The 25453-nt window shown below is 37.6% G+C and carries 24 protein-coding genes and 1 pseudogene; 6 read left to right on the forward strand and 19 right to left on the reverse strand.

Going from position 1 to position 25453, the window contains the following annotated elements; all coding sequences use genetic code 11:
- Window positions 1-261: 261 nt before the first annotated feature.
- Window positions 262-486 carry a hypothetical protein gene (locus FJR09_RS04920; protein WP_254433034.1) on the forward strand — a complete coding sequence of 75 codons (225 nt, stop codon included), beginning with the start codon at window positions 262-264 and terminating at the stop codon, window positions 484-486.
- Between the two features lie 305 nt (window positions 487-791).
- Here FJR09_RS04920 and FJR09_RS24970 read toward each other — a convergent pair whose 3' ends face one another.
- Both FJR09_RS24970 and FJR09_RS04930 read right to left on the reverse strand, forming a co-directional pair.
- The gene (locus FJR09_RS24970) at window positions 792-971 is read right to left on the reverse strand and encodes a hypothetical protein (protein WP_168652708.1); all 180 of its coding nucleotides are present in this window, start codon (window positions 969-971) and stop codon (window positions 792-794) included.
- The gene (locus FJR09_RS04930; RefSeq protein WP_168652707.1) at window positions 968-1192 is read right to left on the reverse strand and encodes an addiction module protein; all 225 of its coding nucleotides are present in this window, start codon (window positions 1190-1192) and stop codon (window positions 968-970) included. The genes FJR09_RS24970 and FJR09_RS04930 overlap by 4 nt, the downstream gene beginning before the upstream one ends.
- Window positions 1193-1372: 180 nt before the next feature.
- On the opposite strand from FJR09_RS04930, the gene FJR09_RS04935 reads away from it, so the two are divergent.
- Complete coding sequence (locus FJR09_RS04935; RefSeq protein ID WP_168652706.1) at window positions 1373-3784, forward strand: N-6 DNA methylase; 2412 nt, start codon at window positions 1373-1375, stop codon at window positions 3782-3784.
- 2 nt (window positions 3785-3786) lie between these two features.
- Entirely contained in the window at window positions 3787-4548 is a 762-nt protein-coding gene (locus FJR09_RS04940; protein ID WP_168652705.1) for a hypothetical protein, read from the forward strand.
- An 85-nt stretch (window positions 4549-4633) separates the two neighbouring features.
- On the opposite strand, the gene FJR09_RS04945 is transcribed toward FJR09_RS04940, so the two are convergent.
- Together FJR09_RS04945 and FJR09_RS04950 are read right to left on the reverse strand one after the other, a co-directional pair.
- Window positions 4634-6046, reverse strand: a complete 1413-nt coding sequence (locus FJR09_RS04945; protein ID WP_168652704.1) for a glycosyltransferase family 2 protein — start codon at window positions 6044-6046, stop codon at window positions 4634-4636.
- Between the two features lie 117 nt (window positions 6047-6163).
- Entirely contained in the window at window positions 6164-8932 is a 2769-nt protein-coding gene (locus FJR09_RS04950; RefSeq protein WP_168652703.1) for a bifunctional acetate--CoA ligase family protein/GNAT family N-acetyltransferase, read from the reverse strand.
- A gap of 110 nt (window positions 8933-9042) precedes the next feature.
- Here FJR09_RS04950 and FJR09_RS24565 point away from each other — a divergent pair, with 110 nt between their 5' ends.
- Window positions 9043-9222 (forward strand): hypothetical protein, encoded by a 180-nt coding sequence (locus FJR09_RS24565; protein WP_041457879.1) that lies wholly within the window; start codon window positions 9043-9045, stop codon window positions 9220-9222.
- On the opposite strand, the gene FJR09_RS04955 is transcribed toward FJR09_RS24565, so the two are convergent.
- On the reverse strand, window positions 9203-9649 hold the full coding sequence (locus FJR09_RS04955) for a hydrogenase maturation protease (RefSeq protein ID WP_015079808.1): 447 nt from the start codon (window positions 9647-9649) through the stop codon (window positions 9203-9205). The genes FJR09_RS24565 and FJR09_RS04955 overlap by 20 nt on opposite strands.
- Before the next feature lie 97 nt (window positions 9650-9746).
- The gene (locus FJR09_RS24570; protein ID WP_015079809.1) at window positions 9747-10232 is read right to left on the reverse strand and encodes an SDR family oxidoreductase; all 486 of its coding nucleotides are present in this window, start codon (window positions 10230-10232) and stop codon (window positions 9747-9749) included.
- A 72-nt stretch (window positions 10233-10304) separates the two neighbouring features.
- On the opposite strand from FJR09_RS24570, the gene FJR09_RS04965 reads away from it, so the two are divergent.
- Window positions 10305-10700: a pentapeptide repeat-containing protein gene (locus FJR09_RS04965; protein WP_015079810.1), complete on the forward strand. Its 396-nt coding sequence runs from the start codon at window positions 10305-10307 to the stop codon at window positions 10698-10700.
- 133 nt (window positions 10701-10833) lie between these two features.
- On the opposite strand, the pseudogene FJR09_RS24975 reads toward FJR09_RS04965, so the two are convergent.
- The 13 genes and pseudogenes from FJR09_RS24975 to kdpA form a co-directional block, all read right to left on the reverse strand.
- Window positions 10834-10986 (reverse strand): annotated as a pseudogene (locus FJR09_RS24975) (Uma2 family endonuclease); the annotation flags it as partial.
- A 101-nt stretch (window positions 10987-11087) separates the two neighbouring features.
- Window positions 11088-12536, reverse strand: a complete 1449-nt coding sequence (locus tag FJR09_RS04975) for a Ni/Fe hydrogenase subunit alpha (protein ID WP_168652702.1) — start codon at window positions 12534-12536, stop codon at window positions 11088-11090.
- A 128-nt stretch (window positions 12537-12664) separates the two neighbouring features.
- Entirely contained in the window at window positions 12665-13279 is a 615-nt protein-coding gene (locus FJR09_RS04980; RefSeq protein ID WP_015079812.1) for a CP12 domain-containing protein, read from the reverse strand.
- 83 nt (window positions 13280-13362) lie between these two features.
- Complete coding sequence (locus FJR09_RS04985; protein WP_015079813.1) at window positions 13363-13908, reverse strand: hydrogenase subunit HoxY; 546 nt, start codon at window positions 13906-13908, stop codon at window positions 13363-13365.
- A 70-nt stretch (window positions 13909-13978) separates the two neighbouring features.
- Entirely contained in the window at window positions 13979-14695 is a 717-nt protein-coding gene (hoxU, locus tag FJR09_RS04990) for a bidirectional hydrogenase complex protein HoxU (RefSeq protein WP_015079814.1), read from the reverse strand.
- Window positions 14696-14777: 82 nt separating this feature from the next.
- Window positions 14778-16382, reverse strand: a complete 1605-nt coding sequence (locus FJR09_RS04995; protein ID WP_015079815.1) for a NuoF family protein — start codon at window positions 16380-16382, stop codon at window positions 14778-14780.
- Window positions 16369-16881 (reverse strand): bidirectional hydrogenase complex protein HoxE, encoded by a 513-nt coding sequence (hoxE, locus tag FJR09_RS05000; protein ID WP_015079816.1) that lies wholly within the window; start codon window positions 16879-16881, stop codon window positions 16369-16371. The genes FJR09_RS04995 and hoxE overlap by 14 nt, the downstream gene beginning before the upstream one ends.
- Window positions 16882-17069: 188 nt before the next feature.
- Complete coding sequence (locus FJR09_RS05005) at window positions 17070-17600, reverse strand: universal stress protein (protein ID WP_015079817.1); 531 nt, start codon at window positions 17598-17600, stop codon at window positions 17070-17072.
- A 306-nt stretch (window positions 17601-17906) separates the two neighbouring features.
- The gene (locus FJR09_RS05010) at window positions 17907-19028 is read right to left on the reverse strand and encodes a sensor protein KdpD (protein ID WP_015079818.1); all 1122 of its coding nucleotides are present in this window, start codon (window positions 19026-19028) and stop codon (window positions 17907-17909) included.
- Between the two features lie 14 nt (window positions 19029-19042).
- The gene (gene kdpC / locus FJR09_RS05015) at window positions 19043-19654 is read right to left on the reverse strand and encodes a K(+)-transporting ATPase subunit C (RefSeq protein WP_015079819.1); all 612 of its coding nucleotides are present in this window, start codon (window positions 19652-19654) and stop codon (window positions 19043-19045) included.
- Between the two features lie 101 nt (window positions 19655-19755).
- Window positions 19756-19959 (reverse strand): K(+)-transporting ATPase subunit F, encoded by a 204-nt coding sequence (gene kdpF / locus FJR09_RS26080; RefSeq protein WP_015079820.1) that lies wholly within the window; start codon window positions 19957-19959, stop codon window positions 19756-19758.
- A gap of 3 nt (window positions 19960-19962) precedes the next feature.
- Window positions 19963-22029: a potassium-transporting ATPase subunit KdpB gene (gene kdpB, locus FJR09_RS05025; protein WP_168652083.1), complete on the reverse strand. Its 2067-nt coding sequence runs from the start codon at window positions 22027-22029 to the stop codon at window positions 19963-19965.
- A gap of 98 nt (window positions 22030-22127) precedes the next feature.
- Entirely contained in the window at window positions 22128-23822 is a 1695-nt protein-coding gene (kdpA, locus tag FJR09_RS05030) for a potassium-transporting ATPase subunit KdpA (protein ID WP_015079822.1), read from the reverse strand.
- A gap of 475 nt (window positions 23823-24297) precedes the next feature.
- On the opposite strand from kdpA, the gene FJR09_RS05035 reads away from it, so the two are divergent.
- Window positions 24298-25452, forward strand: a complete 1155-nt coding sequence (locus FJR09_RS05035; RefSeq protein WP_015079823.1) for a sensor histidine kinase KdpD — start codon at window positions 24298-24300, stop codon at window positions 25450-25452.
- The last annotated feature ends 1 nt before the right edge of the window (window position 25453 follow it).

A 25453-nucleotide genomic window follows, 5' to 3' on the forward strand; every position in this document is an offset into this window, starting at 1 on the left:
TATTGAGAAAGGTATTGAGAAGGGCATTGAGAAAGGTATTGAGAAAGTTGCTAAAGCTTTGAAAGAGCAAAATATAGCCATAGAAATTATTGCAGAATCAACTGGTTTATCTTATGAAGCTATTCAAAGAATTTGAGTTAATCAGGCCAATTGATAGACTTGCGCCCATTTTTTGTGCTATACAGGAAATATTAGACAGAGTTTTCTAAATACATAGTTATTCAGCGAGTATTTCATTAAAATAATCTTGAAGGAGTAGTTATGGCTGCAAAATACTTTAATCCTTATACAGATTTTGGCTATGAACAATATAAGAAGAGTTTAGTGCAGTATTTAGAGGTGAGAAATGTATTTGATACAGCCTTTGAAGAAGGTGAGAAGTCCGGTATTGAGAAAGTTGCTAAAGCTTTGAAAGAGCAAAATATAGCCATAGAAATTATTGCAGAATCAACTGGCTTATCTTATGAAGCTATTCAAAGAATTTGAGTGAATAATGCCAATTGATAGACTTTGCGATCGCATTACCGACTTTAACCCCACGGAAGGCGATTCCTACGGAGCGCTTCGCTATCGCTTCATGCTTTGAGTTAATTTGAGGGTGCGATAGCGAAGCGCGACCTAAGAATCGCACTCTGTTAATTAATAATTAGGCTGTTACGATTAACTTCTGTCTTTTAGGTTCGCGTTTGCCATGATTTTGGATCTCTTCGACTGTGAAAAATTGCTGTCACAATCACACGACTTGACACAATTCGGTAGTATATAGCGTAGGGAAAACGTCGCACCACTGTTCATCGAACATCAAGATACACAACTGCATAGGATTCTGGCATTTGACAAATCCGATTTAGCATATTATCCACGCAGTCTAAAAACTCGTCACCAAGTCCTGTTTGCTGACTTTGATACCAATTATACGCATCATCCAGTTCTTCACGAACTTCTGGACGAAAAACTAGGACATAATTCATTGTTGTCCTCTAATTGACGATTTAATTTCCTCCCATGTCATGACATCATCTGGATTGGCTTCGTAATCAGTAATCCGACGATCAAGTTCTCGTTTTTGCGCTGTTGTTAAATCGGGATAAGCCTGTTCTGCTGCTATACTTTCCAAAATATCTTGTACAATCTGAATTCTATCGGCAATACTCAGGGCTTTGATTTCATTTAAAGTTACACTGATGTCCATGTTAACTGACCTCAATAAGAAGATAAGGTATTTATCTATTTTCTAGGATAAGCGATCGCATCACTACCTAAGACTGATCAGTTTTACTCAAGATGCAAAAAAACTTTGTAAAGATTTACATACTAATAGTTCAATTTAGCATACACTGAATAAAAGTATTATGATAGGACAAGTATTGGCATGGATCGTAGTTTGGAGATTAAATCACTTGAATCCTGGAAGCTTGAACTTGGGTTGCTTCCAGTACCTTTGTTTGGTCTTCAGAATGAAAGCGGGAAATTTATCCTTCTAAATGGTAAAGTTGGTAACTTTTGTCTAGATTTAGGGCTTGAATCAGATGTTGAAGATCCTCGAACTTTAGCATGGTCTTCAGATGTTGGTCACTACGTTAGGGTCTCTAATGATTTTGTTGAAGTTCATAGATGGGATAACAAACCTTCCGCTCTAGAACGCTATACGAAAAAAAGCGTTGAAAATAATTTAGAAAAATTCTACGAATACCTACAAAAAGACCAACCATCAAGAGATTTATCCATTATTTCCTTTGCGATACGAACATTTAGAATTCTCAGGGGTATACTAGGGTATCATATTGATGGACAACAATCCTTAAGAGCTTTTCTTTATCTACTTGCTTGTGTAGCGGATAATGATGATCGCAATCAATTAAACATAAAAAAGTGGGGATTATCTCCTGATATTCAAACAATTATTCATTCAATTAATAACTTAGATTGGGAATCTTTGGTAAACACCCTAAAAGATGGAACTAGCTTTTATGGTTTAAAACCTGATATTTCTCTACTACTCCGTCATGCTTCAGGTACGCTCTTTCAAGAAGCACATTATGAAGCTTATACATTGAGCCAAGAGCAACTCTTGCTACCAGGGTTTTTGCCTGAGCCTGTCAATGTTAAAAAAGAAACTAATTTTATTGGAATACATTACACACCACCTTCAATAGCTAGAACTTTAGTTGAAGAAGTATTAAATGCAATAGGTGATTTACCACCCTACTTGAAAGTTTTCGATCCCGCTTGTGGATCTGGAGTTTTTCTAAAAGAAGTATTAAGACAATTATCTTTGAAAAACTATCAAGGAAGAGTAAAGCTTGAGGGTTGGGATATTTCACCAGCAGCTATTGACATGGCAACCTTTATTCTTCTATATGAAAAAGACAAGTTAAACAGTAAGTTTTCAGTAGAGATAGAAATACAACATCGAGATTCTTTAAATGATCAGAATCAGTGGAGTGCTGATGCAGATATTGTTTTGATGAACCCTCCATTTTTATCCTGGAATAATATGGATAAACAACAAAAAGAGTTGGTAAAACAATCTTTAAATAAATTAATGCAGAAAACTCCTGATCTTTCAAGTGTTTTCTTGTGGAAAGGAGTGCAAAGCCTACCTTCAAAAGGTGTAATTGGTTGCATATTACCTGCTTCTATTTTGGATGCAGAATCGCACTTCAAAATCAGACAGGCAGTTATATCTCATGTAGATATTTATTTAGTTGGAAAATTAGGAAGTCATCATCTTTTCTCAAATGCCCAGATAGATAGTGCTGTTTTAGTGGGTAAATCTCCTAAAACAAGTGAATCAACACTTTCTCTATGGGCTGATCATCGCTTACAGTCATCTTCTGGTCTTTTACGTGCTTTGCGTAAATATAACTACTGTGGCAGAAATTCCTTTGACATTATAGATCAGGATGGATTTAGTATTTATGAAAATCCCTCTTTAAGTACAAATCTCATTAGTTGGTCGCCTCGTTCTTATAAGGCTTTTAATTTATTAAAGAAACTGGAAAATTTCTCAAAAGTAAAAGATATTTTTGAAATTAGAGAAGGCGGATCAACAGGTTTAAACTCAGTTTTTATTTTGAAAAAAAATGATTTTGAAGCCTTGCCTAAAAAAGAAAAAAATTTTTTTAAACCTGTAATTATCAATGACTCTATCAATATAGGAAGACTTTTTGATACATTTTATGTTTTTTATCCTTATGGGGAAGATATACCAAAAATTCAATCAGAGGATGAACTCAAAAAATATGTAGGAACTTATTACGATAAATATTTACGTGAAAGTAAACCAAAAATTTTATCTAAGCCAGGAAAAACTGATAGTAACTGGTGGATGCTTCGCAGACATGGAACTTGGCAGGTGGAAAGGCAACCAAAATTAGTTTCCACACATTTTGGTGAAGCAGGTTCTTTTGCATGGGATGATTCTGGTAGTTATGTCGTGATAAAGGGATTTGCTTGGTTTCCCAAAGAAGGAAATATACTACCTAAAAAGATCGGATTAGCCTACCTTGCAATACTTTCCTGTTCACTGATAAATAACTTACTGGCTTCTATTTCTAATCATATTGGTGGCGGTCAATGGGATTTGTCAAAAAAATATATTAGCAATATGCCAATTCCTGATTTGATGGCTAAAAATTTGGATTTGAATGCCCTCGAATCTTTATACAAAATTGGTAAATTGATTAGTTCTGGAGAAGATTTTGATAGCCAAGTGCTAAATAAAATAGTTCTATCTTTATATCAACTACCGGATAGTACAATTTCACTCTCAGAATTTTAAGGATGGGAAAAAAATCTCGACAACAGGCAGTACCATTTTGCGTTCCTGATACTAAGACAGTCCTTCAGTGGTGTAAAAATCGTATTAAGCCCGTATTGAATGTCAAAGAATTAGAATTTATAGAATTGCAAAAAGACTCAAAGCGTTATATTTATGCACTTACTAATAGATTGGATATTGTATTTGCTACTGATGATAGAGGCAAGCAACATCATGTAATTCGTCTATTACCAGAAATCCTGTCTTATACCTACTGGATAAATATATCTTTAACATTTTTGCCTATACTTAATAAGTCTAAGTCAAATGTTAAACCCGAAAGTTTCCAGTTTTCAGGTGTCAGTATAAGAGTTTTTAAAGGATTAGCTACTGAGGATAAAGAGCCATTATTTCGTGCAGAATGGGATGTATTAAAGGATGATAATAACCATGCACAACCTCATTGGCATATTTATAAATCATTTCTAACAAAAGATTTTGATACTTCAGAAAAATTAAGCTTTGAGTCTTTACTTAAATCTAATGAAGTACAAGATTTTGGATCATCAACAGAACCAAATAATTTCGGAGATGAAAATGCTGATTTGAAAGAACAAAAAGACTGGGATGATTCAACTAAATTTCACTTTGCTATGGCATCTCAATGGCATGAAAAAGGAGGAAAACATAGATTTGATATTGATAAAGATAGTTTATTATGTTGGCTAGAGGGCTGCATTCAGTACATCCAGGAACAACTAAGGTACGTTTCCGGTGTCAAATAAACTTTGAACATTTGGTTGCCAATACAAAAAAATGAAGGATAAAAAATTCATCCTTCACCCTGCAAAATTTCTGGTTTTTATTTCCTTATTTCTCAACACCTGTATGGACAGTTTTTACCCATTTGAGGCGTTTGGGTCGGAAAGACATTCGCGCCGTTGTGCTACTCATAACTACTAACCAATGCAACATATATAAACTGCCGCACAGGGTTTGTAAAAGTACCATTAAATAGGTAGATGGTTTAAATTGTTGATCGGAACGGACGTGCTTTAAACCGGCAAACATTCCTACTACTGACATTCCCAAAGATAAGCCAGTGACAGGACTTAATATGGGGGGACGATGACGAGCGATCGCCATTAAAATATCTGGTATTGCTGCTGTTGGCAAAATATACATTGTCACCATAAAGATCAACAAATCCCAGGTTTTCCTTGTCCCCATGCGGTTTTGGAGGATCAGATCCCAGTAGTCTAAATAACGTTGATAACCACCTTCTGCCCATCGGTTACGTTGATGCCAAAGGGCTGTAGCATTGGTGACTGCTTCTTCTTGCACCGGAGGATAAAAAACACATTCAATATCCCATTTATCCAGATGTAAACGGATAGTTAAATCCAGATCATCAGTGATAGTTTCCTCATTCCAACCACCACAACCTGCTAAAGCTTGACGACGGACAAATTGACCATTTCCGCGGAGTTCACCAATCCCACCAATAGCAGTGCGCTGTTGTTGAAACCAAATATCCAACAACATTTCCGCCATTTGTCCCTTAGTCCAAAAATTTTCCTTAGCATTGGCGATCGCTTTACGCATTTGTACCGCCCCTACCCGTTCTTTTTGAAACAACGGAACTATTTGTAATAGCAAATCCGGTGTAACTTGGGCATCAGCATCAAATACAGCAATAATGTCTCCCTTTGTCAGCGGTAATACTTGATTTAATGCCCCCGATTTGCCGCCACTAGCGTCAGGATCACGCCTAAATACATTAAGTTGTTGGTATTCCTGCTTGAGTTGGGCGAGTAATTGGGGTGTATTGTCCGTACTATTATCATCAATAATCCAGACTTCATATTGACCATTACCGTATTCCAGATTACACAGATTCTTAACTAATCTGCCAATTACCGCTTCCTCATTTTTAGCAGCCACTAACACAGAAACAAAAGGCAAATCTCCCTCTATCTCTTGGGAATGGTGACGGGGTTTGGCGAAAATAATCCCCAAAGCATGAATACCTAGCATTGTTGTTAGTCCCAGGACAAATATCGAACCCCAGGAAACTAAATGCAAGGTAATAGTACCACTCCAGACTATAGTTAAAACTAGAGCAGCTTTGCCTCTACGGCCTTTAAATCGGCTTGGTGGTAGAGACGCGGAATCCATCCTTACTTCTGATTCCTCATCTACTGATAGGTCAGTAAAGATAGAGTCAAGGGGATCAGAGTTTCCGTTATCAGCATCATTTTCAGGACAGGAATTCGCCGGCATAGGTTACATAATTCAAAAACATCTATGCTATGTAGCTTTTATTTACAGACTAATACTGTAACAGATTCCTGTCCACCTAATTATAACTTGCTGAAAAATTTTTTCAGCCAACCCCATTTAAAGTTTAATTTCTGCCCTTAATACTGTTGTATCACTTGTATTTGTGATTTGGAATCCAAGTTTTTCACATACTCGCTGCATACCTGAATTATCAGCTAAAATATCAGCATAGATACAGCAACTTCTCTCGTTTTTACCAACTTCTAGCAATCTGCGGAGTAATTCTGTCCCTAAGCCTTGATCTTGAAATTTGTCGCTAACTAGCATAGCAAATTCTGCCGCATTACTACCATGTAATTTAGTTAATCTTCCTACTGCTAATATTTCCCGCTTTTCTGTTTCGGGATTTTGGTATTCTGCAACTAAAGCCATTTCTCGATCATAGTCAATAAAGCATATTCGGGTGAGTCGTTCATGGGTAATGCGTTGACTCAATTTAATCATGTGGAAATAGCGGAAATAAACACTTTCTTCTGATAGGGTTTTGTGAAATTCTACCATTAATGGTTCGTCTTCGGGACGAATAGGACGAATAGTAATTGGTGTACCATTGTTCAATTTCCAATTACTAATATATTGACTAGGATAGGGACGAATAGCTAATTTTGGTAATTGATGCTTTTCCACATCAGCAGAATGTAAAACTACCCGCGCATCTAAGGCAATTAATCCTCCGGGATGTATAGGAGTGGGAGGAATAGCCAACAACGGATTAATATCAATTTCTTTAATCCCAGGTTGTTCCACAACTAATTGACTAAATTCTACCATTAATTGTTCAAGAGCAGCAATATCAATACTTTTCCGTCCTCTGACTCCTTGCAAGGCTTTGTAAATTTTGGTTTGTTCCATCATTCGCCGGGCTAGGGTAGTATTAAGAGGCGGCAGGGCAATAGAACTATCTTGAAACACTTCCACCAATTGTCCCCCAGCACCAAATAATAATACAGGTCCAAATTGCGGATCTAAACTACTCCCAATAATCAATTCATAACCATCTGTTTTGATCATTGGTTGTACAGTTACACCGAGAAAATCTGCGGCTTTAGCTTTCTGTTTTACTGATGTTTCAATATTTTGATAAGCAAGTTTTACCGATTCCGCATTTTGCAGATTTAACTGCACACCACCCACATCAGTTTTATGGGTAATAGTCTGAGAATAAAGTTTTAAAACAACGGGATAACCCAGATTTTCTGCACATTCAACTGCTTTATCTGCACTTTCAGCAATGCAACCTGCAACTATAGGAATACCGTAAGCGGCTAAGATTTCCTTAGATTCAAATTCCGTGAGAATTGTTCTTCCTGCTGTTTTTGCAGCTTGAATAATATTTTCCACTTTAGCACAATTACGAGTATTAGCATCACAAGTTAATGTCGGTAAAACTGGAGTTTCATAAATACCGCGCAGGTTATAACTGGATTTCCACATATAACTAAATACCCGCGCTGCTGTATCGGGATAGGAGTATGTGGGAATACCTTGACTATTAAGAATTTGTTGCCCCGCAGCTACATCAGCACCACCCATCCAACTGGCTAAAATTGGTTTACCAGACATTTGTACATAAGGTTTTAATTGTTCGGCTATTTGGGTAGGATCTGTCATTGCTTGAGGCGTTAAAATTACTAATAACCCATCACTATTGGGATCTTTTGTGATAATTTCTAAGGCTTTTTTATAACGTTGGGGATCAGCATCTCCTAAAATATCAATAGGATTATTATGACTCCATTGCGGGGGTAAAATTTCATTTAAAGAACTCATTATTTCTGGAGAAATTGCTGCTAATTCTCCCCCACTTTCAATTAATGTATCTGTTGCTAATACTCCCGGACCGCCAGCATTAGTTAAAATCGTTAATCGTGAACCTTGGGGACGGGGTTGTTTTGCTAATACTTCCGACATATCAAATAAATCAGAAATACTATTGACTCGTAACACCCCACAACGGCGAAAAGCTGCATCTAATACGGCATCATTTCCTGTTAATGCACCCGTGTGAGAAGCTGCGGCTTTAGCTGCGGCTGTAGTACGACCGGCTTTAATGACAATGATCGGTTTTGTTAATGCCACTTCTCGCGCTGCTGATAGGAAGGAACGCGCATTCCCAATGGATTCCATATAAATTACAATACTTTTAGTATGGAGATCATCTCCGAGATAATAAATTAAATCTCCCCAACCAATATCTAACATTGAACCAATGGAAATGAAGGCACTAAAACCAACATTCTCCTGTAAACTCCAATCAAGAATTGCTGTACATAAAGCTCCACTTTGACTAATAAAACCAACATTTCCTGGACGCGCCATTTTACTGGCAAAGGTAGCATTTAAACCAGAAATTGGATTCATTACTCCTAAACAATTAGGACCGATAATTCTAATTTTTCCTCTTTGTGCTTGTTGGATAATTTCCTGTTCTAAAGCGATACCTTTTTCTCCAGCTTCTTTAAAACCAGCGGAAATAATAATTGCTCCTTTAATTCCGGACTCAACGCCATCAGCAATAATTTTTGGGACTGTAGATGCAGGAGTGGCAATAACAGCTAAATCTATTTTTTCAGGAACATCAAATATAGTAGAATAAGCTTTAATTCCTAATATACTAGAATGCTGAGGATTAATGGGAAAAACTGTTCCTCCAAAGGGATTAGTGATTAAGTTCCAAAGTAGATTCCGTCCCACACTTCCGGGTTTCTCACTTGCACCAATGACAGCAACAGTTTTAGGTGCAAAAATGGCATCTAATGGGTTTAATTTCTCTGGACAAAAGATATTGTAAGGCTTGTTGGTGATTGGTTTGATAGGTGCTTCCATGACTACTCCTTAATCAGTTATAGCGGTATGCTATTGAATGAGGTACAATATTGATGGAAAAAGCCGCTCTGGGAATGAATTCCCAGTCTCATAGCTAAAGTCATCTAAAGATGACTAAAAATTCTCAAAAATCCTCAGTTTACTTAAGTAAAGTTTGGCTATTAGCCCGGAAATATGGCTTACGCTACACCATCATTTCAGTGCGGGTATGGAAGCCAATAAATAAACTATTTTTAGCTGAAGTTGACACCACTGCTTCTGGACAGAACCCTATTTTTCAATTGTATTAAGAATTTGCATAATTGTAACTATGGCGATCGCTATACCTTTTTCTGCTGTTGGTGAAATGCGATCGCTCAGTTCAAAATTCACTCCTGGGACTGAGACTAACCACGCTGAGGGACAATGACCATAGAGGATTTGAGAAAGGGCAAGTAGGGATGACGGATTACTAATATGGGTATTAATAGTATTCAACTCAGACGGTAATAATGATTGCACCTGCACCTGACCAGATTGGGAATTGATACAAGCATCAACAAAAATTGCTAAATTGACATTTGCTAAAGGTGCAGCTAATTCTGGTGTCAATTGATGAATTGCAATGGATTGCACAGATGATAAACAACAATCTTTGATAGCTTTTGCCACTTGTTGTCCAATAGCATCATCACCACGTAAATCATTGCCATAACCAATCACCATTGCAGTTACCATTATTTTTCAACTCTTTTGATCTAGTACAACACGGCATTTTTAATTTTCCTCCTAAATGTTTTTGAAACATCAAATAAATTGTTATTTTTGAAGTCATTTACTGAGCCATAAAACCTCCGTCTATGACAAGGTATTCTTCCGTAATAAAGGAAGCCTGATCTGAACAAAGAAAAACTACTACATTAGCAACTTCTTCTTCTTTTCCGACTCTACCCATGGGATGTTTGTTAATAAACTCTCGATAAAAAGGAATAGAAAAGAAAGGACGAGCCAGATCTGTATCAATCACCCCCGGACATACTGCATTAACACGAATATTTGATTGGGCAACTTCTAAAGCCACTGTTTGAGTTAAGCCTAATACCGCGTGTTTACTAGCTGTATAAGGCTGAAAATTTGACAAATTAACCGAATTTATTGTAGCTAGTTGTTTGCGAAAGACCGTGGAAGGATAAAAAGGGGAGTATTCTCCTGATGATTTATCCTTTGCTTTAAAACTAGCATAAAGATTTGAGAAATTTCTGATAAGACACAAAAACACTGAAAACAAACTTATGTAAACATAGCCTGTATTTTTTTGCATATCCGTTATAATATGAATGTAGATAGCATTGAGAATTCCGTAAAAAATTTAGATAAATTGTGAGGCTGCTCTATGCCTGAAGTTAATTTTCAACAGTCAATTAATAGTGCTGCTACGATTGTAGAAGAATATGCAGTCGGAAAAAGAGACTTTGAAAAAGCAGAATTAGGAGAAGCTAATCTACAAAATTTTGACTTGAAAGGCTCTGATTTCAGTTATGCTGATTTGAGTACAGCTAATCTCAGTGGTGCAAATCTGCGAGGATGTGATTTGAGTTTTGCTGATTTAAGTGAAGCTAATTTAGAAAATGCAGATTTGCGCGGAGCAATGTTATTTTCTGCAAATTTACGTACAGCTAATTTACAGGGGACGCATTTAGAAAAAGCAGATTGTGATCATAATACCCGGTTTCCCACAAATTTTGACCCTATTGTAGCAGGTGTAAACATGAGTGAAAACTCAGCATAGATACTGGTGCGGCTGCTATAGCCGCTTATTATTTATACTGACAATATCGTAACTTGTTATAGTTATCCCATTATATCACTTGACAATTAGAATAGCATATTTTATCAATTTTTGCAAATTTTAATTTTATAACTTAATTTTCCCCTGGAAATACTTTAGTTAAATCTAAGATTAATTCCGGGAAAGATGGCAATTTGACAGACTCATTAGGGAGGATAATTGATTTGTGACGATAGCCAAATTTACCTTGTAAATCTTGATATGGGTCACTGTAGCATTCTAAATAATAGATAAAATTTGGGTAATATGAGTTTAGCTTAAATTATATCATAAAAATACCAGATCCCCAGATCCCCGACTTCTTCAAGAAGTCGGGGATCTAAATACTTAATTACGGCAAATTTGATTAACTACAGCACCATTGTTATTTACTACTTCTATTAATAAAGGCATTTGTCCCATGGCATGAGTTGAACAACTCAAACAAGGATCAAAAGCCCTAATTCCGGCTTCGACACGGTTTAACATTCCTTCTTTTATGTTATCACCTTGGATAAAATGGCGGGCAATTTGGGCAACGCTACGATTCATTGCTAAGTTATTTTGACCCGTGGCAATAATCAAATTTGCCTTTAACATTAAACCATTTTCATCAACTTGATAATGGTGAAATAATGTCCCCCTTGGGGCTTCACTTACACCCACAGCTTCCAGACAATTAATACCAGCTTCAGCACAGAGACGAGTTGATAAAATATCGGGAGCATCAAGGATAATTTCGATATGTTCAATTCCTGCTAAAATTTCAATTAACCGGGCATAATGATAGAAAAATGATGATTTAACAGTTCCGGTTCCATAACTACGAAATTCTTTTAATTCTGTATCTGCTAAAGGTGTGCCAATTTGACTACAAATATTCAATCTTGCTAAAGGTCCAACGCGATACATTCCACTATCTAAACGACAATGATCACTGCTATCAGGATAACCTAAAGGAAGATAATAAGGTGATTTTAAATAAGAGTCTGCTTGGACTGCTTCACCGATAAATTCATGATAGTTAGCAGCATCAAGATTATCAGCAACGATGTTTCCTCCACTATCAACAAATCGGATATGTCCATCATAAGTTTCCCATAAACCTTCAGGACTGACTAAACCCATAAATAAACTCGGAAAATTACCAAAGGTTTTTGCTTCTTTTTGATAGGTTTTTAACAGGTTTTTAAATAACTCAATAGCATTAATTACAGTGGCTTTGGCTTCAGGAATCCGTTGCTGAATATGAGTGCGATTTTCTTCAGTTAAAGGGTCACGAACTCCACCAGGAACAGCCCAGGAAGGATGAATTTTTTTTCCTCCTAATAATTCAATGATTTCTTGTCCAAATTGGCGTAAACGGATTCCACCTCTGGCTAATTCTGGTTCAGCAGCAATTAAACCAAAAATATTGCGGTTTTCGGGTTCGCTATCCATACCTAATAATAGGTCTGGTGCGCTGAGGTGAAAGAAGCTGAGGGCATGGGATTGGATGATTTGCCCTAAATTCATCAAACGGCGTAATTGGGTGGCTGTTTTGGGGATTGTGACGGCTAAAATGCGATCGCCTGTTTTGGCTGATGCTAATAAGTGACTGACTGGACAAATACCGCAAATTCTCGCAGTAATTCCTGGCATTTCTGGAAATGGACGACCGACACAAAATTTTTCAAACCCGCGAAATTCAGTGACATGAAATCTAGCATCATTTACTTGACCTTCATCATCTAAATAAATGCTAATTTTCGCGTGGCCTTCAATGCGAGTAACGGGGTCAATAATGATTGTTTTCATAAATAATCGGTGATTAGTAATTATATAAAATTGTAGGTTGGGTTGACGGAAGGAAACCCAACATTTCCGCAACATTATCAAAGATTTTGTTGGGTTTCACTTTGTTCTACCCAACCTACGGATAGTAATTACAAATCATAAATTCTAGATTCTGCTAATTCTGGATATTCATCACAGTAATCTTCAAAGGCAGTTTTGAGAGGTTTTTCAGAGAGTTGGTGAGCAATTTCTGCTTGAATTTCTTCTACCACATCCCAAGCGGCTGCACATTCTGTGGAATTAATGCCTTTTTCTGCACAAACAATTCGAGCTTTTTTAATTTCATCTTGTAATTCTTGTTCTAACAAAAATGAGCGCGGTTGTTCTAAACAACTACTTCTGGCTAAGATGTCAGTAAGTGAAATTATTCCTAATAATTTACCACTAATTACAGGCGCACGGCGGAGATGGTGGTTAGCAAATAATCTGGCTACATATTCTAAACCTAATTCTGGATTGACGACAATACAAGGTTTAGTCATAATTTCATAAACACGGATTTTATTTGGATCTTTGCTGTAGGAAATGACTTTATAAACAATGTCGCTTTCTGTGATAATTCCATAAGCATCTTGTTCATGACGACGATCTACAATTAATGCTCTCCAATCTCTTGCTTTCATTAAATCAACTGCTTCTTTGACTGTGGCTGAACTGCGAATCATTGCCACATCTTTAGTCATCACATCTGCTGCTGTTAACATAATTTACCTCAGAAAAAATAGGGGTCAGGAGAAAGAAGAAGAAAGAAGAAGAAAGAAGATATTTATTTGGTCGTGATCACTAATTAACCAAATTTAATCATTTCTCGGCCGACAATTTCCGGCTTTTCTCCTTTTAATAGTGGTGCAAGTGCGGCACGAATGCGAGGTGCAGAAGGTGGACAACCTGGTAAATAAATATCAACAGGTACTACCTTATGCACAGGGACAACTGTATCTAGTAAAGGGGGAACAATTCCTGGTGAATTGGGAATTTGTTGATTAATATCGGCTGCTTGAATATAAGCTAATTGTAGGGCTGGTTCAGCACCACCGGAAAGATTACGCAAAGCGGTGACATTACCAGTAACAGCACAATCACCAAAGGAAATTATTGTTTTAGTTCGTTCTCTAATTTTGTAAATTAATTCTAAATGTTCTTCATTAGCTATAGCACCTTCAACTAATACGATATCTACACCTTCGGGATATTCTTTAATATCAGCAATGGGACTATAAACTAGATCTACTTGTGCAGCTAAGTCTATTAACCATTCATCTAAATCAAGAAAGGACATATGACAGCCAGAACAACCACCTAACCAAACTGTTGCTAATTTAATTTTAGTCATTTTTTTAGATTTTTAGATATTTAAAATTCATGTATTTCTCCCTTTGCGCCTCTGCGTGAGATACTAGATATTAAAAATTCCATTGTTTTTTCTCTCGTGCAGTTACTAAAAATTCAATTTTGCCCCGATCATGTTTCATTTCACCAACACTTGAACCCTTATCAAATAACGCTCCTGTGGGACAGGCATTTACACATTTACCGCAGGAAGTACAAGTTTGGGAAGTTCCCCAAGGTTGATTTAAATCAGTAATTACGTGAGATTTTGATCCTCTTCCTGCCATATCCCAAGTATGTGCGCCTTCGATTTCATCACAGACCCGAATACAGCGAGTGCAAAGCACACAACGATTATGATCTATGCCAAAAAGATGATGAGAAGTATCAACAGTTCGCTGAGGATTTTGATATTCTAAGCGGAGATGATCCATGCCCATTTCTATGGCTAAATCTTGTAATTCACAGTTACCATTAGCAACACAAACGGAACAAACATGATTACCTTCGGCAAATAACATTTCTACAATTGTCCGCCGATATTTTTGTAAGCGATCGCTATTTGTATTTACCTCCATTCCTTCTATCACTTTTGTCACGCAAGCAGGTTGTAATTTATTACTTCCCGCAATTTCCACCAAACATAAACGACAAGCACCAATATCATCTACACCTTCTAAATGGCACAATGTAGGAATATGAATACTCGCTTCCTGCGCTGCTTCTAGTAAGGTTTCATTCTCACGAGCGCTAATCAATTCCCCATTTATTGTTAAAGTTTTTACAGTCATAATAATTTGGTAATTGGTAATTGGTAATTGGTAAATAACTCTTACCAGTAACAACTGACAACTGACGACTGACAACTGACCACTAACTACTGACTAATTCCAAATATTCATCTCGAAAATATCGCAAAGTGCTAAAAACTGGATTTGGTGCAGACTGTCCTAAACCACATAAACTTGTGTGTTTTACCATATCGCAAAGTTCCTCCAATAAATCTAAATCAGCTAGTGAACCTTTTCCTTGACTAATCTTTGTTAATAAACCGTGTAATTGCACAGTTCCTACACGACAAGGAATGCACTTACCGCAAGATTCATCCATGCAAAATTCCATGAAAAAGCGAGCGACATCTACCATATTTGTAGTTTGATCCATGACAATCATTCCCCCCGAACCCATCATTGAACCCAAGGCGGTTAAGGATTCATAATCTACAGGTGTAGCAAAAGCCGACGCAGGAATACATCCCCCTGAAGGACCGCCGGTTTGTACTGCTTTAGCAATACCATTGTCGGGAACACCTCCTCCCATTTCCTCGACAATTTCTTGTAAAGATGTTCCCATTGGGACTTCTATTAAACCCGTGTTGCGGATGTTTCCAGCTAACGCAAATACCTTTGTGCCTTTGCTTTTACCAATACCGATATTAGCAAACCAGTCAGCACCTTTACGAATAATCGGCGCAATATTGGCAAAGGTTTCCACATTGTTAATTAACGTCGGATAGCCCCATAAACCGGACTCAGCCGGGTATGGTGGCCGGGGATGAGGGACACCACGTTTACCTTCAATGGAAGCCATTAAAGCCGTTTCTTCACCGCAGACATAAGCACCCGCACCAATGCGAATTTCTACTTTAAAATCAAAGGGAGAGTCAAAGATTTGTGAACCCAAAAGCCCTAAGTGTTGGGCTTGACGAATAGCAATTTCTAGCCGTTGAATAGCAATAGGATATTCTGCCCTAACATAAATATAGCCTTGATTTGCCCCGATAGAGTAGGCAGCGATCGCCATCCCTTCCAAAACTCGATGGGGATCACTTTCCAATACACTCCTATCCATGAATGCACCAGGATCACCTTCATCAGCATTGCAAATTACAAACTTCCTCTCACCGGCGGATTTTGCTACTGTTCCCCATTTTAAACCAGTGGGATAACCAGCACCACCGCGTCCCCTTAAACCACTTTTAGTAATAGTTTCTACCACCTGACTAGGTTTCATTTCCCGTAGCACTTGGTAAAGGGCCTGATAACCATCAGCCGCAATATAAGCTTGAATCCGTTCCGGGTCAATTTTACCACTGTTTTCTAGAACAATCGGCAATTGACGGCTAAAAAATGGCTGATTTAAATCACCCTGTTGTAAATTTGTGACTTTTCCATTTACCCCCACAATAATTTCGGCTGCATTTTCCGGGGTAACTTTTTGATACAACTTCGATATGAGTGAATTTTCCTGGTTTTCTACCTGTACCAATGGTCCGTGACAACACAGACGCATACAACCCACACCAGAAACTTGCACAGTATCTTGTAAACCCGCAGCTTTCACAGATGCTTCGAGATTGTCTTTCACAGCTTGAGAATCAGAAGAGAGACAACCCGCAGCAGTACAACACCGAACTTGCACAGATTTCCGTTGAGAAAGTTCCGTTTGGGCAATTTCTAATAACTCATTTAGTTCCATTTTGCCACCATTCTCCCACTTTTTCGCAAACCGATTCTGGAGTTTGATTACCTAAAATAGCACCATCAAACACTACCGCAGGGGCAATTCCACAAGCCCCCAAACATCTAGCCGTCATCAAAGAAATTTGACCATTTGCAGTAGTTTCTCCTGCATGAATTTGCGTAAACTGTTCCACATTTGTTAAGATCGCTGTTGAGCCTTTAACATAACAAGCTGTACCCGTACAAACCACACAATTATGAACCCCTTTCGGTGCTAGGGAAAACAAATGATAGAAGGTAGCTACCCCATAAACCCGACTCGGTGGTAACTTGAGACTATGGGAAATGTAAAGCAATAAATCCAGTTCTAAATAACCAAATAGTTCAGAAGCCCGATGCAGAATTTCAATGAGTGCATCTTGTTGATATTGATTACGCTTAATAGTTGCGTCTAAAATCTTTAAACGCTTGTCTCCACTTGGATGAGTTGAAGAAAGTGGAACTGATGTTTTCATATTTTTCACGCAAGTGTCACACTAAAAATCTGTTGTCGGGTGCGTCAGAAGGCATAAATCCTGTAAATAAACAGATTGTTGATATCTGACGCACCCGACAAATATTCATCCCTCTTTATCTGTGTTTATCTGCGTTTATCTGCGGTTAATAATTCTTGAAATCTGATTCTATGCAGCTTCAATTAGCATTAATTACTAAATGTAGTAGCTGCTGAAGTAACATTTACCGCTTGGGAACTAATAGGAACATGAACAATCTGCACTGAACAGGGTGCATGATGTAAAACATAATTACTCACACTACCGAGAAAAAATTCCGTCAGTCCAGAACGTCCCCGTCGTCCCATCATAATTAAGTCAGCATTCCAGTCAATGGCTAATTCACAAATCATTCGTCCTGGATTACCAGTATTTTGTGTAAATTCCGTATTAACACCAGATTTATTAGCTTGAGCGCTCCATGACTGTAACATTTGCAAGCCTTCATTTTTAAATTTTTCCCAATGCTCTTGGTATAATTTAAAACTTTGCTCATTCCAACCGGGATAGTAGTCAATATTGGGGAAAACCAGCGCCTCTGGACTGCCTTCTTCTTCTTGTGATAAAACGTGCAGTAACATTAAGTTTGCAGATGTGATCTTGGCTAAAGATAAAGCTTGTTCAAAAACTTTTACGCTCATTTCTGAGCGATCTACTGCGACTAAAATTCTGTTAAACATATATACCTCGATGTTAGCTTGCTAACTAATGATAATGAGTATATTCGGCTTTTTAGGTTAATATTTGGTAAAAGCATCCTTAATATTCACTAACAATCATACAACAGGGGTCAAGAGTCAAAGCCTTTTATGGCATAGTTTTGTAATTAAATTTTACACTTCATATAACTACAATATCTTGCATCTATACACAAAGAATTTGGGTAACTGGTGAGAATAGATATTTAAGTTAATGTTCGATATTTATACTAGACGAAAAAGAAAAAAATTGCATCTCATCGAAGATAGATTAAAAAATATTAAAATTTATTTCTCTGTAGCGATAATATGTAAATCTATGTTTTGATTTCTGATTAACTCCAGCAAGCGTTGTGTAAAAGAGCGTTTGAAAAATCTTTTCCATCGAGGTTGCTGACTTTCACCAATAACTATCTGAGTGATATGATAAGTTGCGGCAATTTGGGCAATTGTTTGAGAAACATTGTGATTTTTAATATGGAGAAATTCACCAGCGAATTCAAGACATAGTTTTTCACAAGTATCAATGTGTAAACTTTCTTCCTTACTGAGAAAACGTTCAGGATCTGCAATAAATAGAGTATAAAGTTTGGCATTCATATAATTAGCAAGTCGCGCACCACGCCGTAATAATTGAATCGAATTGGGATAAGTAGATACACATACTAAAACTCGTTCGTGGACATTACAAATTTGCCCAGCAGAAATGGAAGTATTTGCTTCTTCTTCAACCGTATCTGCGACTTCTCTTAGTGCTAATTCTCGCAAAGCAATCAGATTTCGACGTTGAAAAAAGTTTTCTAAAGATTGCTCAATTTTATCAGGAGTATAGATTTTACCTTCCCGTAAGCGTTCTTCTAAAGTTTCTGGAGTCACATCAATCACAACAACAGCATCAGCTTCATCTAAGAGAAGATCAGGGATACGTTCTCTCACCACAACACCCGTAATTCTAGCTACCAAATCATTCAAACTTTCTAGATGTTGAATGTTGACAGTAGAGTAAACATCTATACCTTCTGCTAAAATTAATTCTACATCTTGATAGCGTTTTTCTCTAGCTGAACCGGGGATATTTGTATGCGCTAATTCATCAACTAAAACCAGTTGGGGAGAGCGTTTAAAAATTCCCTCTGTGTCCATTTCTTCAAGGTTGATATTTTTGTGAATAATGACTTTTCTAGGAATTACCTCCAATCCTATCGCTTTTACCGCCGTATCTTTGCGTCCATGAGTTTCTAACAAGCCAATAACAACATCAATACCATCTTTTTTAAGTTGATGTGCTTCCTCTAGCATTCTATAAGTTTTCCCCACACCGGGAGCCATACCAATGAAAATTTTATGCTTTCCGCGTCGAGCAGGACGAATATAAGAACTGTCAGGAGAAGGGGTAGAGGGATTAAACATGAAGAAATTCCTACTTATTTACTAATTTTATCCACTGCTAGATTTAGTTTTAAAACATTTACTCCCGGTTCACCAAAAATACCCAAGAAACGACCATCAGTGTTTTGAGAAATTAAAGTTTCCAACTGCTTTGGTTCAACTCCTCGCGCTTTTGCTACTCTGGCAATTTGTACCTTAGCACTTTCAGGAGTAATGTGAGGATCAAGACTCGAACCAGAAGTATAAACTAAATCCGCAGTAGGTTGGATACCCGCTTTTTTAAGTCGCTGAATTTCACCTTCATTCCCATTAATACGTTCTAGTAATGCTGGATTACTGGGAGCTAAATTACTAGCACCAGATACCCCCGTCTTCAAAACACCAACTTCATCCTTTTTAGGGTCTGCTGTGCTGTAATTAGTAGTGCTAGGACGACCCCAAAAATACTTTTCACTGGCAAAAGGTTGACCAATTAAAGCTGAACCAATAATCACACCTTGAGAATTTTTAATTAAACTACCATTAGCCTGATCAGAAAAAACAACTTGTCCCGAAATCAACATAAATAACGGATAAATAAAAGCCGTTATCACCCACAAAACCAAAGTCGAACGAATCGCCTTACTAACTTGATGTCTCTGACTCATATTCAAACCTCCCTAATTTAAAAAACCACAACAAAATATATTTCTTCCTTTGCGCCTTTGCTCCTTAGCGTCTCTGCGCGAAATAAAAAATATGGTTCATATTAAAACCTCTCAGGCTGAAAAATCACCACAAACAAATAAACACAAAGACACAGAGTAACAAGCCCCAACAAAGTAATCGTATAAGCCGAAAAACGCGATTCTGCTACCGAAGTCGCTGCTTGAACTGCTGGTGCTAATAATAAATTCAAGCAAAGTAGTAAAAACAGACCCAGAGGAACACGATGACCTTTAGAAATTGTCATTGATTAAGCTAATCCTATAGATACAATGAAAACGTCAATAATTTTGATAGCAATAAAAGGAGCTATTACGCCACCTAATCCGTAAATAAAGATGTTCCGTTGCAAAAGTTGGTTAGCAGTGAGAGGACGAAATTTCACCCCAGTTAATGCTAAGGGAATTAAAGCCGGAATAATCAAAGCGTTGTAAATCAAAGCTGATAAAACTGCTGATTGGGTACTTGCCAAACCCATAATATTTAAACCATTTACCCCAATCCCAGGGAAAATCGCTGGAATAATTGCGAAGTATTTAGCGACATCATTAGCGAGAGAAAAAGTTGTTAAAGCCCCACGGGTAATTAGTAATTGTTTACCAATAGTGACAATATCAATTAATTTTGTCGGGTCAGAATCCAGATCTACCATATTAGCAGCTTCCTTTGCAGCTTGTGTACCAGAATTCATTGCTACACCAACATTCGCTTGTGCTAAAGCTGGGGCATCATTAGTACCATCTCCAGTCATAGCGACTAATTTTCCTTGTGCTTGTTCGCTGCGAATTACTTCAATTTTGTCCTCTGGAGTTGCTTCAGCAATAAAGTCATCTACACCAGCTTCTTCGGCAATTACAGAAGCAGTGAGACGGTTATCTCCTGTCAGCATCACAGTTTTAATTCCCATTCTTCGCATTTGATCAAATCGTTCTTTAATCCCCGGTTTAATAATATCTTTAAGATAAATTACACCATAAATATCATCATTTTTACAAACTGCTAATGGTGTTCCCCCTAATTTAGAAACTCGCTCATAAGCCGTATTAAGTTCTGCGGTTAATTGTCCATTACGAGAACGCACAAATCCTTTAATTGCATCTACAGCCCCTTTGCGAATTTCGATACCATTCGGTAAATCAATGCCACTCATACGCGTTTTTGCTGAAAATTCAATTCCTGCCGCAGTTGTGGGATTAAAACTCAATTTTGCTCCTAATGATTCGGCTAATTTAACAATTGATTTTCCTTCGGGAGTTTCATCAAAAATACTGGATGCCAAGGAAATTTGGGCAACTTCATTGAGAGAATGACCTTTAACAGGAATAAATTCTTCCGCCATGCGGTTTCCTAATGTAATTGTTCCCGTTTTGTCTAAAACCAAAGTGTTAATATCTCCACAGGCTTCTACAGCCCTTCCAGATGTGGCTATGACATTAAATTGAGCCACTCTATCCATCCCGGCAATGCCAATTGCACTCAATAATCCGCCAATTGTAGTAGGAATTAACGCCACTAATAAGGCAATTAATACCGCAATACTCACAGGTGATTTAACATAAACTGACACTGTTGGTAGCGTGACAATTACCACTAAAAAAACTTGAGTTAGCACTGCCAAAAGTACAGTTAAGGCAATTTCATTGGGGGTTTTAGTGCGAGAAGCCCCTTCTACTAAAGCAATCATTCTATCAATAAAACCTTGACCTGGATCTGATGTTACCCTAATAGTTAGTTCATCAGAATTAATGCGCGTTCCTCCCGTTACAGAACTAGCAATATCAGTTCCTGGTTGTTTTAAAACTGGCGCAGATTCTCCAGTAATAGCAGATTCATCTACAGAAGCCACACCAGCAATTACTTCTCCGTCTGCGGGGATAACATCACCAGCGATAACTTTAATTTGATCACCACGACGCAAAGTAGCAGAATTAACTTCTTGAATAGAACCGTCAGGGAGAAGTTTTCGGGCTACAACATCGGATTTTGTCGCCCGTAATGAGTCAGCTTGCGCTTTTCCTCGTCCTTCTGCTACCGCTTCGGCGAAATTTGCAAAAATAAGAGTCAAGAACAGAATTATGGTAATTAGACCGTTAAAAAGTCGCGGATTATTATCAGGAGTAATCCCAAAAAGATTTGGTTCAATAGTTACTAAAGCTGTAACAATCGTCCCCACCCATACCAAAAACATAACTGGATTTTTTAGCATATTGCGTGGGTCTAATTTGACAAATGCTTGTTTAAATGCTCTAGTATAAATTCCAGTATTTTTAACTTTGGCAGTATGTTTTCGTTCTTGTCGAGTTTTTGTAGTTTTCATGGATGTTTAGTTATTCAAAAATGTCAGGGACGAACCACAGAGGCACAGAGGACGCAGAGAAATAAAAGATTGAAACATATTTTGTGTAAGTCATAAGTTTATTTGGAAATTAAAAACCATTCTGCAATTGGACCTAAAACTAATACAGGAAAGAAAGTCAGCGCCCCAAGAATTAAAATTACTCCTCCTGTAACTCCAGTGAATAAACCAGTGTCGGTTCTGAGAGTACCGGCAGTCATAGGAACTGGTTGTTTGTTGGACATACTATCTGCTAATAGCAACAAGGCAATAATGGGAATATAACGTCCTGCGAGAATACTGAAACTAGCACTGAGATTCCACCAAAGTCCTGTTGCTGCTGGTTGACTATCAGCTAGTCCTTCAAAGCCAGAACCGTTATTTGCGGCTGCGGAAGCATATTCATAAACTACTTGAGAAACGCCATGAAAGCCTGGGTTACTAATACCTGAAAGTGCATCGGGAAAAGCAAAAACTATTGCCCAAGGAATGAGAATGGCGAAGGGGTGAACTAATAAAACAACGCTGGACAGAACGATTTCTTTTTTCTCTATTTTGCGACCTAAAAATTCTGGAGTCCGTCCTACCATTAAGCCGGTTAAAAACACTGCTAAAATATAGTAGATAAATAAATAGGCTGTCCCAGTTCCTTGGCCTCCCCAAACGATTTGCAAGAATAAATTAAAGAGAAATACAAATCCACCTGGGGGCATAAATGAGTCGAGAAGTGCGTTAACAGCACCACACATTGTCCCGGTGGTAATAGTTGCAAATAATGAACTTTGCGCCCAACCAAATCTTACTTCTTTTCCTTCTAAATTGGGTTGTTGTGATCCTAAAAGAGAATTAACTAAGGGATTTCCTTGATACTCACCAATTGTAGTCACAATCCACAAGATGGTAAAGATAGTAAATACCATCCAAAATGCTAACCATGCCTGTTTGAGATTGTTAGCAAATACGCCATAGGTGTAAATTAGTGCTGTGGGGATAGAAATCATGCCCCAGGTTTGCAATAAGTTAGAAAAACCACTGGGATTTTCAAAGGGATGTGCTGAGTTAATAGCAAAAAAACCACCACCGTTCTCACCAATTTGTTTAATCGCTTCCATGTGGGCAACTGGTCCGCGAGCGATCGCTTGAGTAGCACCTTCTAATGTTGTCGCTGTTGCCACTCCGGCAAGGGTTTCAGGCACACCAGCCATGATCAATAACAATCCCATAATGATTGACATGGGCAACAAAATCCGCGTAATTGACTTGGTGATGTCAATATAAAAGTTACCCAATGTTCTGCCAGTTAAGCCCCGAATAAAGGCAATTCCTACCGACAAACCGGTCGCTGATGAAACGAACATCAAAAAACTCAAAGCGAATGTTTGACTGGCATAACTCAAGGTTGTTTCTCCAGAATAATGTTGTTGATCTGTATTAGTCAGAAAAGAAAAAGTCGTGTGTAATGCTGTATCCCAAGTTGGTGTACCTAACCCTGTCGGATTGAATGGTAGCCATGCTTGAGTTATCAAAATAGTAAATACCAAAATCCCCATAACGATATTACTGTAAAGTACAGCTTTGGCATATTGCCAACCTGTCATTTCATCTTGAGGACGAACTCCAATTAAAACAAAAATTATTCTTTCTATGGGATTTAACACAGAGTCAAGCAGTGTGCTTTCTCCTAGAAAAACGCAAGCGATATATCTCCCTAATAAAGGAGTGGTGGCAATGACAATGATTAATGTTAATGCAATTTGTATCCAACCTTGTAACATGAATTATAAAATCTCCTCAAAGAAAGTTGTTATGGCTTTTCAGTATTAAGCAGTCAGCTAAAAACAGATTTTACGGGTTTTCAAGTGGGGGGAGGCTGACATCAGTAATTAATATTCAGAATGCTTATCAATTCAATTCTTCCTAATAGCTGACGGCTAAATGCTTACTTTCAGTATCATTTTTGTTAATTATTTCATCCTAAAAATCCTGATTTAGATAGTAATCTTGAGATGATTAATTTATATCATCAATTATTGTGGCAATAAAAACAAGGAGTACAAGGATATAAAAATCGTTTATTTTTCTATTTATGTGTCTACCCAAAGATATATATCAGTGTTTAGTAAAGTTTAGAGGAAATCTAAACGCTAGTAAACAAGATCCCATCAAGATCTCTGACTTCTTTAAGAAGTCGGGGATCTGAGCCTTGATAATTGTTATAGTTATATAAGTTGAGAAAAGGTAAGTTAGTAAATGGCATCTTTAAAAAATAAATTAATAAACAATAACTTACGTCTTAGTAAAATATTACTAATTGTCACTATATTTATCTTTTTAGCAGTTTTAGAATATTCCACCCCCAATGATTATGTTTTTGGATATCTCTACAGTGGAGCAATTTTATTAGTCAATTCTTGGTTTGGGGGAATGGCAACAATAGGCGCAACATTTCTTGCTGTTTTTCTAACTATGTTAAATGCGTGGATACCTGGAGGTGAATCAATTCGAGCTTCTACTGTTGCTAGTCGAGTAATTGCTGCAATAGCTTTGATAGTCACCGGATTTTTAAGTCAGCGATTACGAAAATCTCAAAAAGCCATTGCCCTCACTCAAACTAAACTCGAATCCCAAGCCCAATTAGTGAGACTAAGAGAAGATTTTGCTTCCACACTTACTCACGATTTAAAAACGCCACTTTTAGGAGCAGTTGAAACTATTAAAGCCTTTCAAAAAGAAAAATTTGGTGCAGTTTTACCAACCCAACAGAAAGTTCTAGCAACAATGGCACGCAGCCATGAAACTTCCCTTGATTTATTAGAAACTTTGTTAGATGTTTATCGCAATGATACAGAAGGCTTAAAACTAGATTTAGCTCCTGTGGATTTAAGTATCTTAGCAGAAACAGCAACGGCTACTTTAATTGAATTAGCAGCAAATCGTCGCATTCATCTATCATTAAACTATGGTGATTCTGATTGGAAACGCTCTCTTTGGGTGCGCGGTGATGCTTTGCAACTGCAACGAGTTTTTAGCAATTTGCTGATTAATGCTATTAACCATTCTCGACGCGGTGATCATGTCGAAATTGTCTTAGAACCGCAAACTTCCTATCAAGTTGTCAAAATTTTAGATACAGGTGCAGGTATCCAACCTGAACAGTTTTCCCACTTATTTGAACGATTTTACCAAGGAAATAGCGATTCCTACGGAGCGCTAGTTCCCTCCGGGACGCTCCGCGAACGCTATCGCGGTGAGCTTTGCCAACGCCAAGCTAAAGGTTCGGGATTAGGACTTTATTTATCTCGGCAAATTATTGAAGCTCATAACGGTATAATATGGGCAGAAAACAGAGTTCCCAATGGCGCTATTTTTGCCTTCAAGCTCCCTGTTTTGCCATTTCAATCTTAAA

It is taken from the genome of Dolichospermum sp. UHCC 0406, assembly GCF_009712025.1.
Classification (GTDB): Bacteria; Cyanobacteriota; Cyanobacteriia; order Cyanobacteriales; family Nostocaceae; genus Dolichospermum; species Dolichospermum lemmermannii.

Coding starts and splice junctions, on each gene's coding strand:
- FJR09_RS04955 (WP_015079808.1), bottom strand. CDS start 9,649: ATGGTAACTGCAATGGTGATTGGTTATGGCAATGATTTACGTGGTGAT.
- FJR09_RS04945 (WP_168652704.1), bottom strand. CDS start 6,046: ATGCCGGCGAATTCCTGTCCTGAAAATGATGCTGATAACGGAAACTCT.
- FJR09_RS04975 (WP_168652702.1), bottom strand. CDS start 12,536: ATGAAAACAATCATTATTGACCCCGTTACTCGCATTGAAGGCCACGCG.
- FJR09_RS04965 (WP_015079810.1), top strand. CDS start 10,305: ATGCCTGAAGTTAATTTTCAACAGTCAATTAATAGTGCTGCTACGATT.
- kdpB (WP_168652083.1), bottom strand. CDS start 22,029: ATGAAAACTACAAAAACTCGACAAGAACGAAAACATACTGCCAAAGTT.
- kdpF (WP_015079820.1), bottom strand. CDS start 19,959: ATGACAATTTCTAAAGGTCATCGTGTTCCTCTGGGTCTGTTTTTACTA.
- FJR09_RS04995 (WP_015079815.1), bottom strand. CDS start 16,382: ATGGAACTAAATGAGTTATTAGAAATTGCCCAAACGGAACTTTCTCAA.
- FJR09_RS24565 (WP_041457879.1), top strand. CDS start 9,043: ATGACTAAAAATTCTCAAAAATCCTCAGTTTACTTAAGTAAAGTTTGG.
- FJR09_RS04950 (WP_168652703.1), bottom strand. CDS start 8,932: ATGGAAGCACCTATCAAACCAATCACCAACAAGCCTTACAATATCTTT.
- FJR09_RS04980 (WP_015079812.1), bottom strand. CDS start 13,279: ATGTTAACAGCAGCAGATGTGATGACTAAAGATGTGGCAATGATTCGC.
- FJR09_RS04985 (WP_015079813.1), bottom strand. CDS start 13,908: ATGACTAAAATTAAATTAGCAACAGTTTGGTTAGGTGGTTGTTCTGGC.
- FJR09_RS05035 (WP_015079823.1), top strand. CDS start 24,298: ATGGCATCTTTAAAAAATAAATTAATAAACAATAACTTACGTCTTAGT.
- FJR09_RS24570 (WP_015079809.1), bottom strand. CDS start 10,232: ATGCAAAAAAATACAGGCTATGTTTACATAAGTTTGTTTTCAGTGTTT.
- FJR09_RS04935 (WP_168652706.1), top strand. CDS start 1,373: ATGGATCGTAGTTTGGAGATTAAATCACTTGAATCCTGGAAGCTTGAA.
- hoxU (WP_015079814.1), bottom strand. CDS start 14,695: ATGACTGTAAAAACTTTAACAATAAATGGGGAATTGATTAGCGCTCGT.
- kdpA (WP_015079822.1), bottom strand. CDS start 23,822: ATGTTACAAGGTTGGATACAAATTGCATTAACATTAATCATTGTCATT.
- FJR09_RS05010 (WP_015079818.1), bottom strand. CDS start 19,028: ATGTTTAATCCCTCTACCCCTTCTCCTGACAGTTCTTATATTCGTCCT.
- FJR09_RS04920 (WP_254433034.1), top strand. CDS start 262: ATGGCTGCAAAATACTTTAATCCTTATACAGATTTTGGCTATGAACAA.
- kdpC (WP_015079819.1), bottom strand. CDS start 19,654: ATGAGTCAGAGACATCAAGTTAGTAAGGCGATTCGTTCGACTTTGGTT.
- FJR09_RS05005 (WP_015079817.1), bottom strand. CDS start 17,600: ATGTTTAACAGAATTTTAGTCGCAGTAGATCGCTCAGAAATGAGCGTA.
- FJR09_RS04930 (WP_168652707.1), bottom strand. CDS start 1,192: ATGGACATCAGTGTAACTTTAAATGAAATCAAAGCCCTGAGTATTGCC.
- FJR09_RS24970 (WP_168652708.1), bottom strand. CDS start 971: ATGAATTATGTCCTAGTTTTTCGTCCAGAAGTTCGTGAAGAACTGGAT.
- FJR09_RS04940 (WP_168652705.1), top strand. CDS start 3,787: ATGGGAAAAAAATCTCGACAACAGGCAGTACCATTTTGCGTTCCTGAT.
- hoxE (WP_015079816.1), bottom strand. CDS start 16,881: ATGAAAACATCAGTTCCACTTTCTTCAACTCATCCAAGTGGAGACAAG.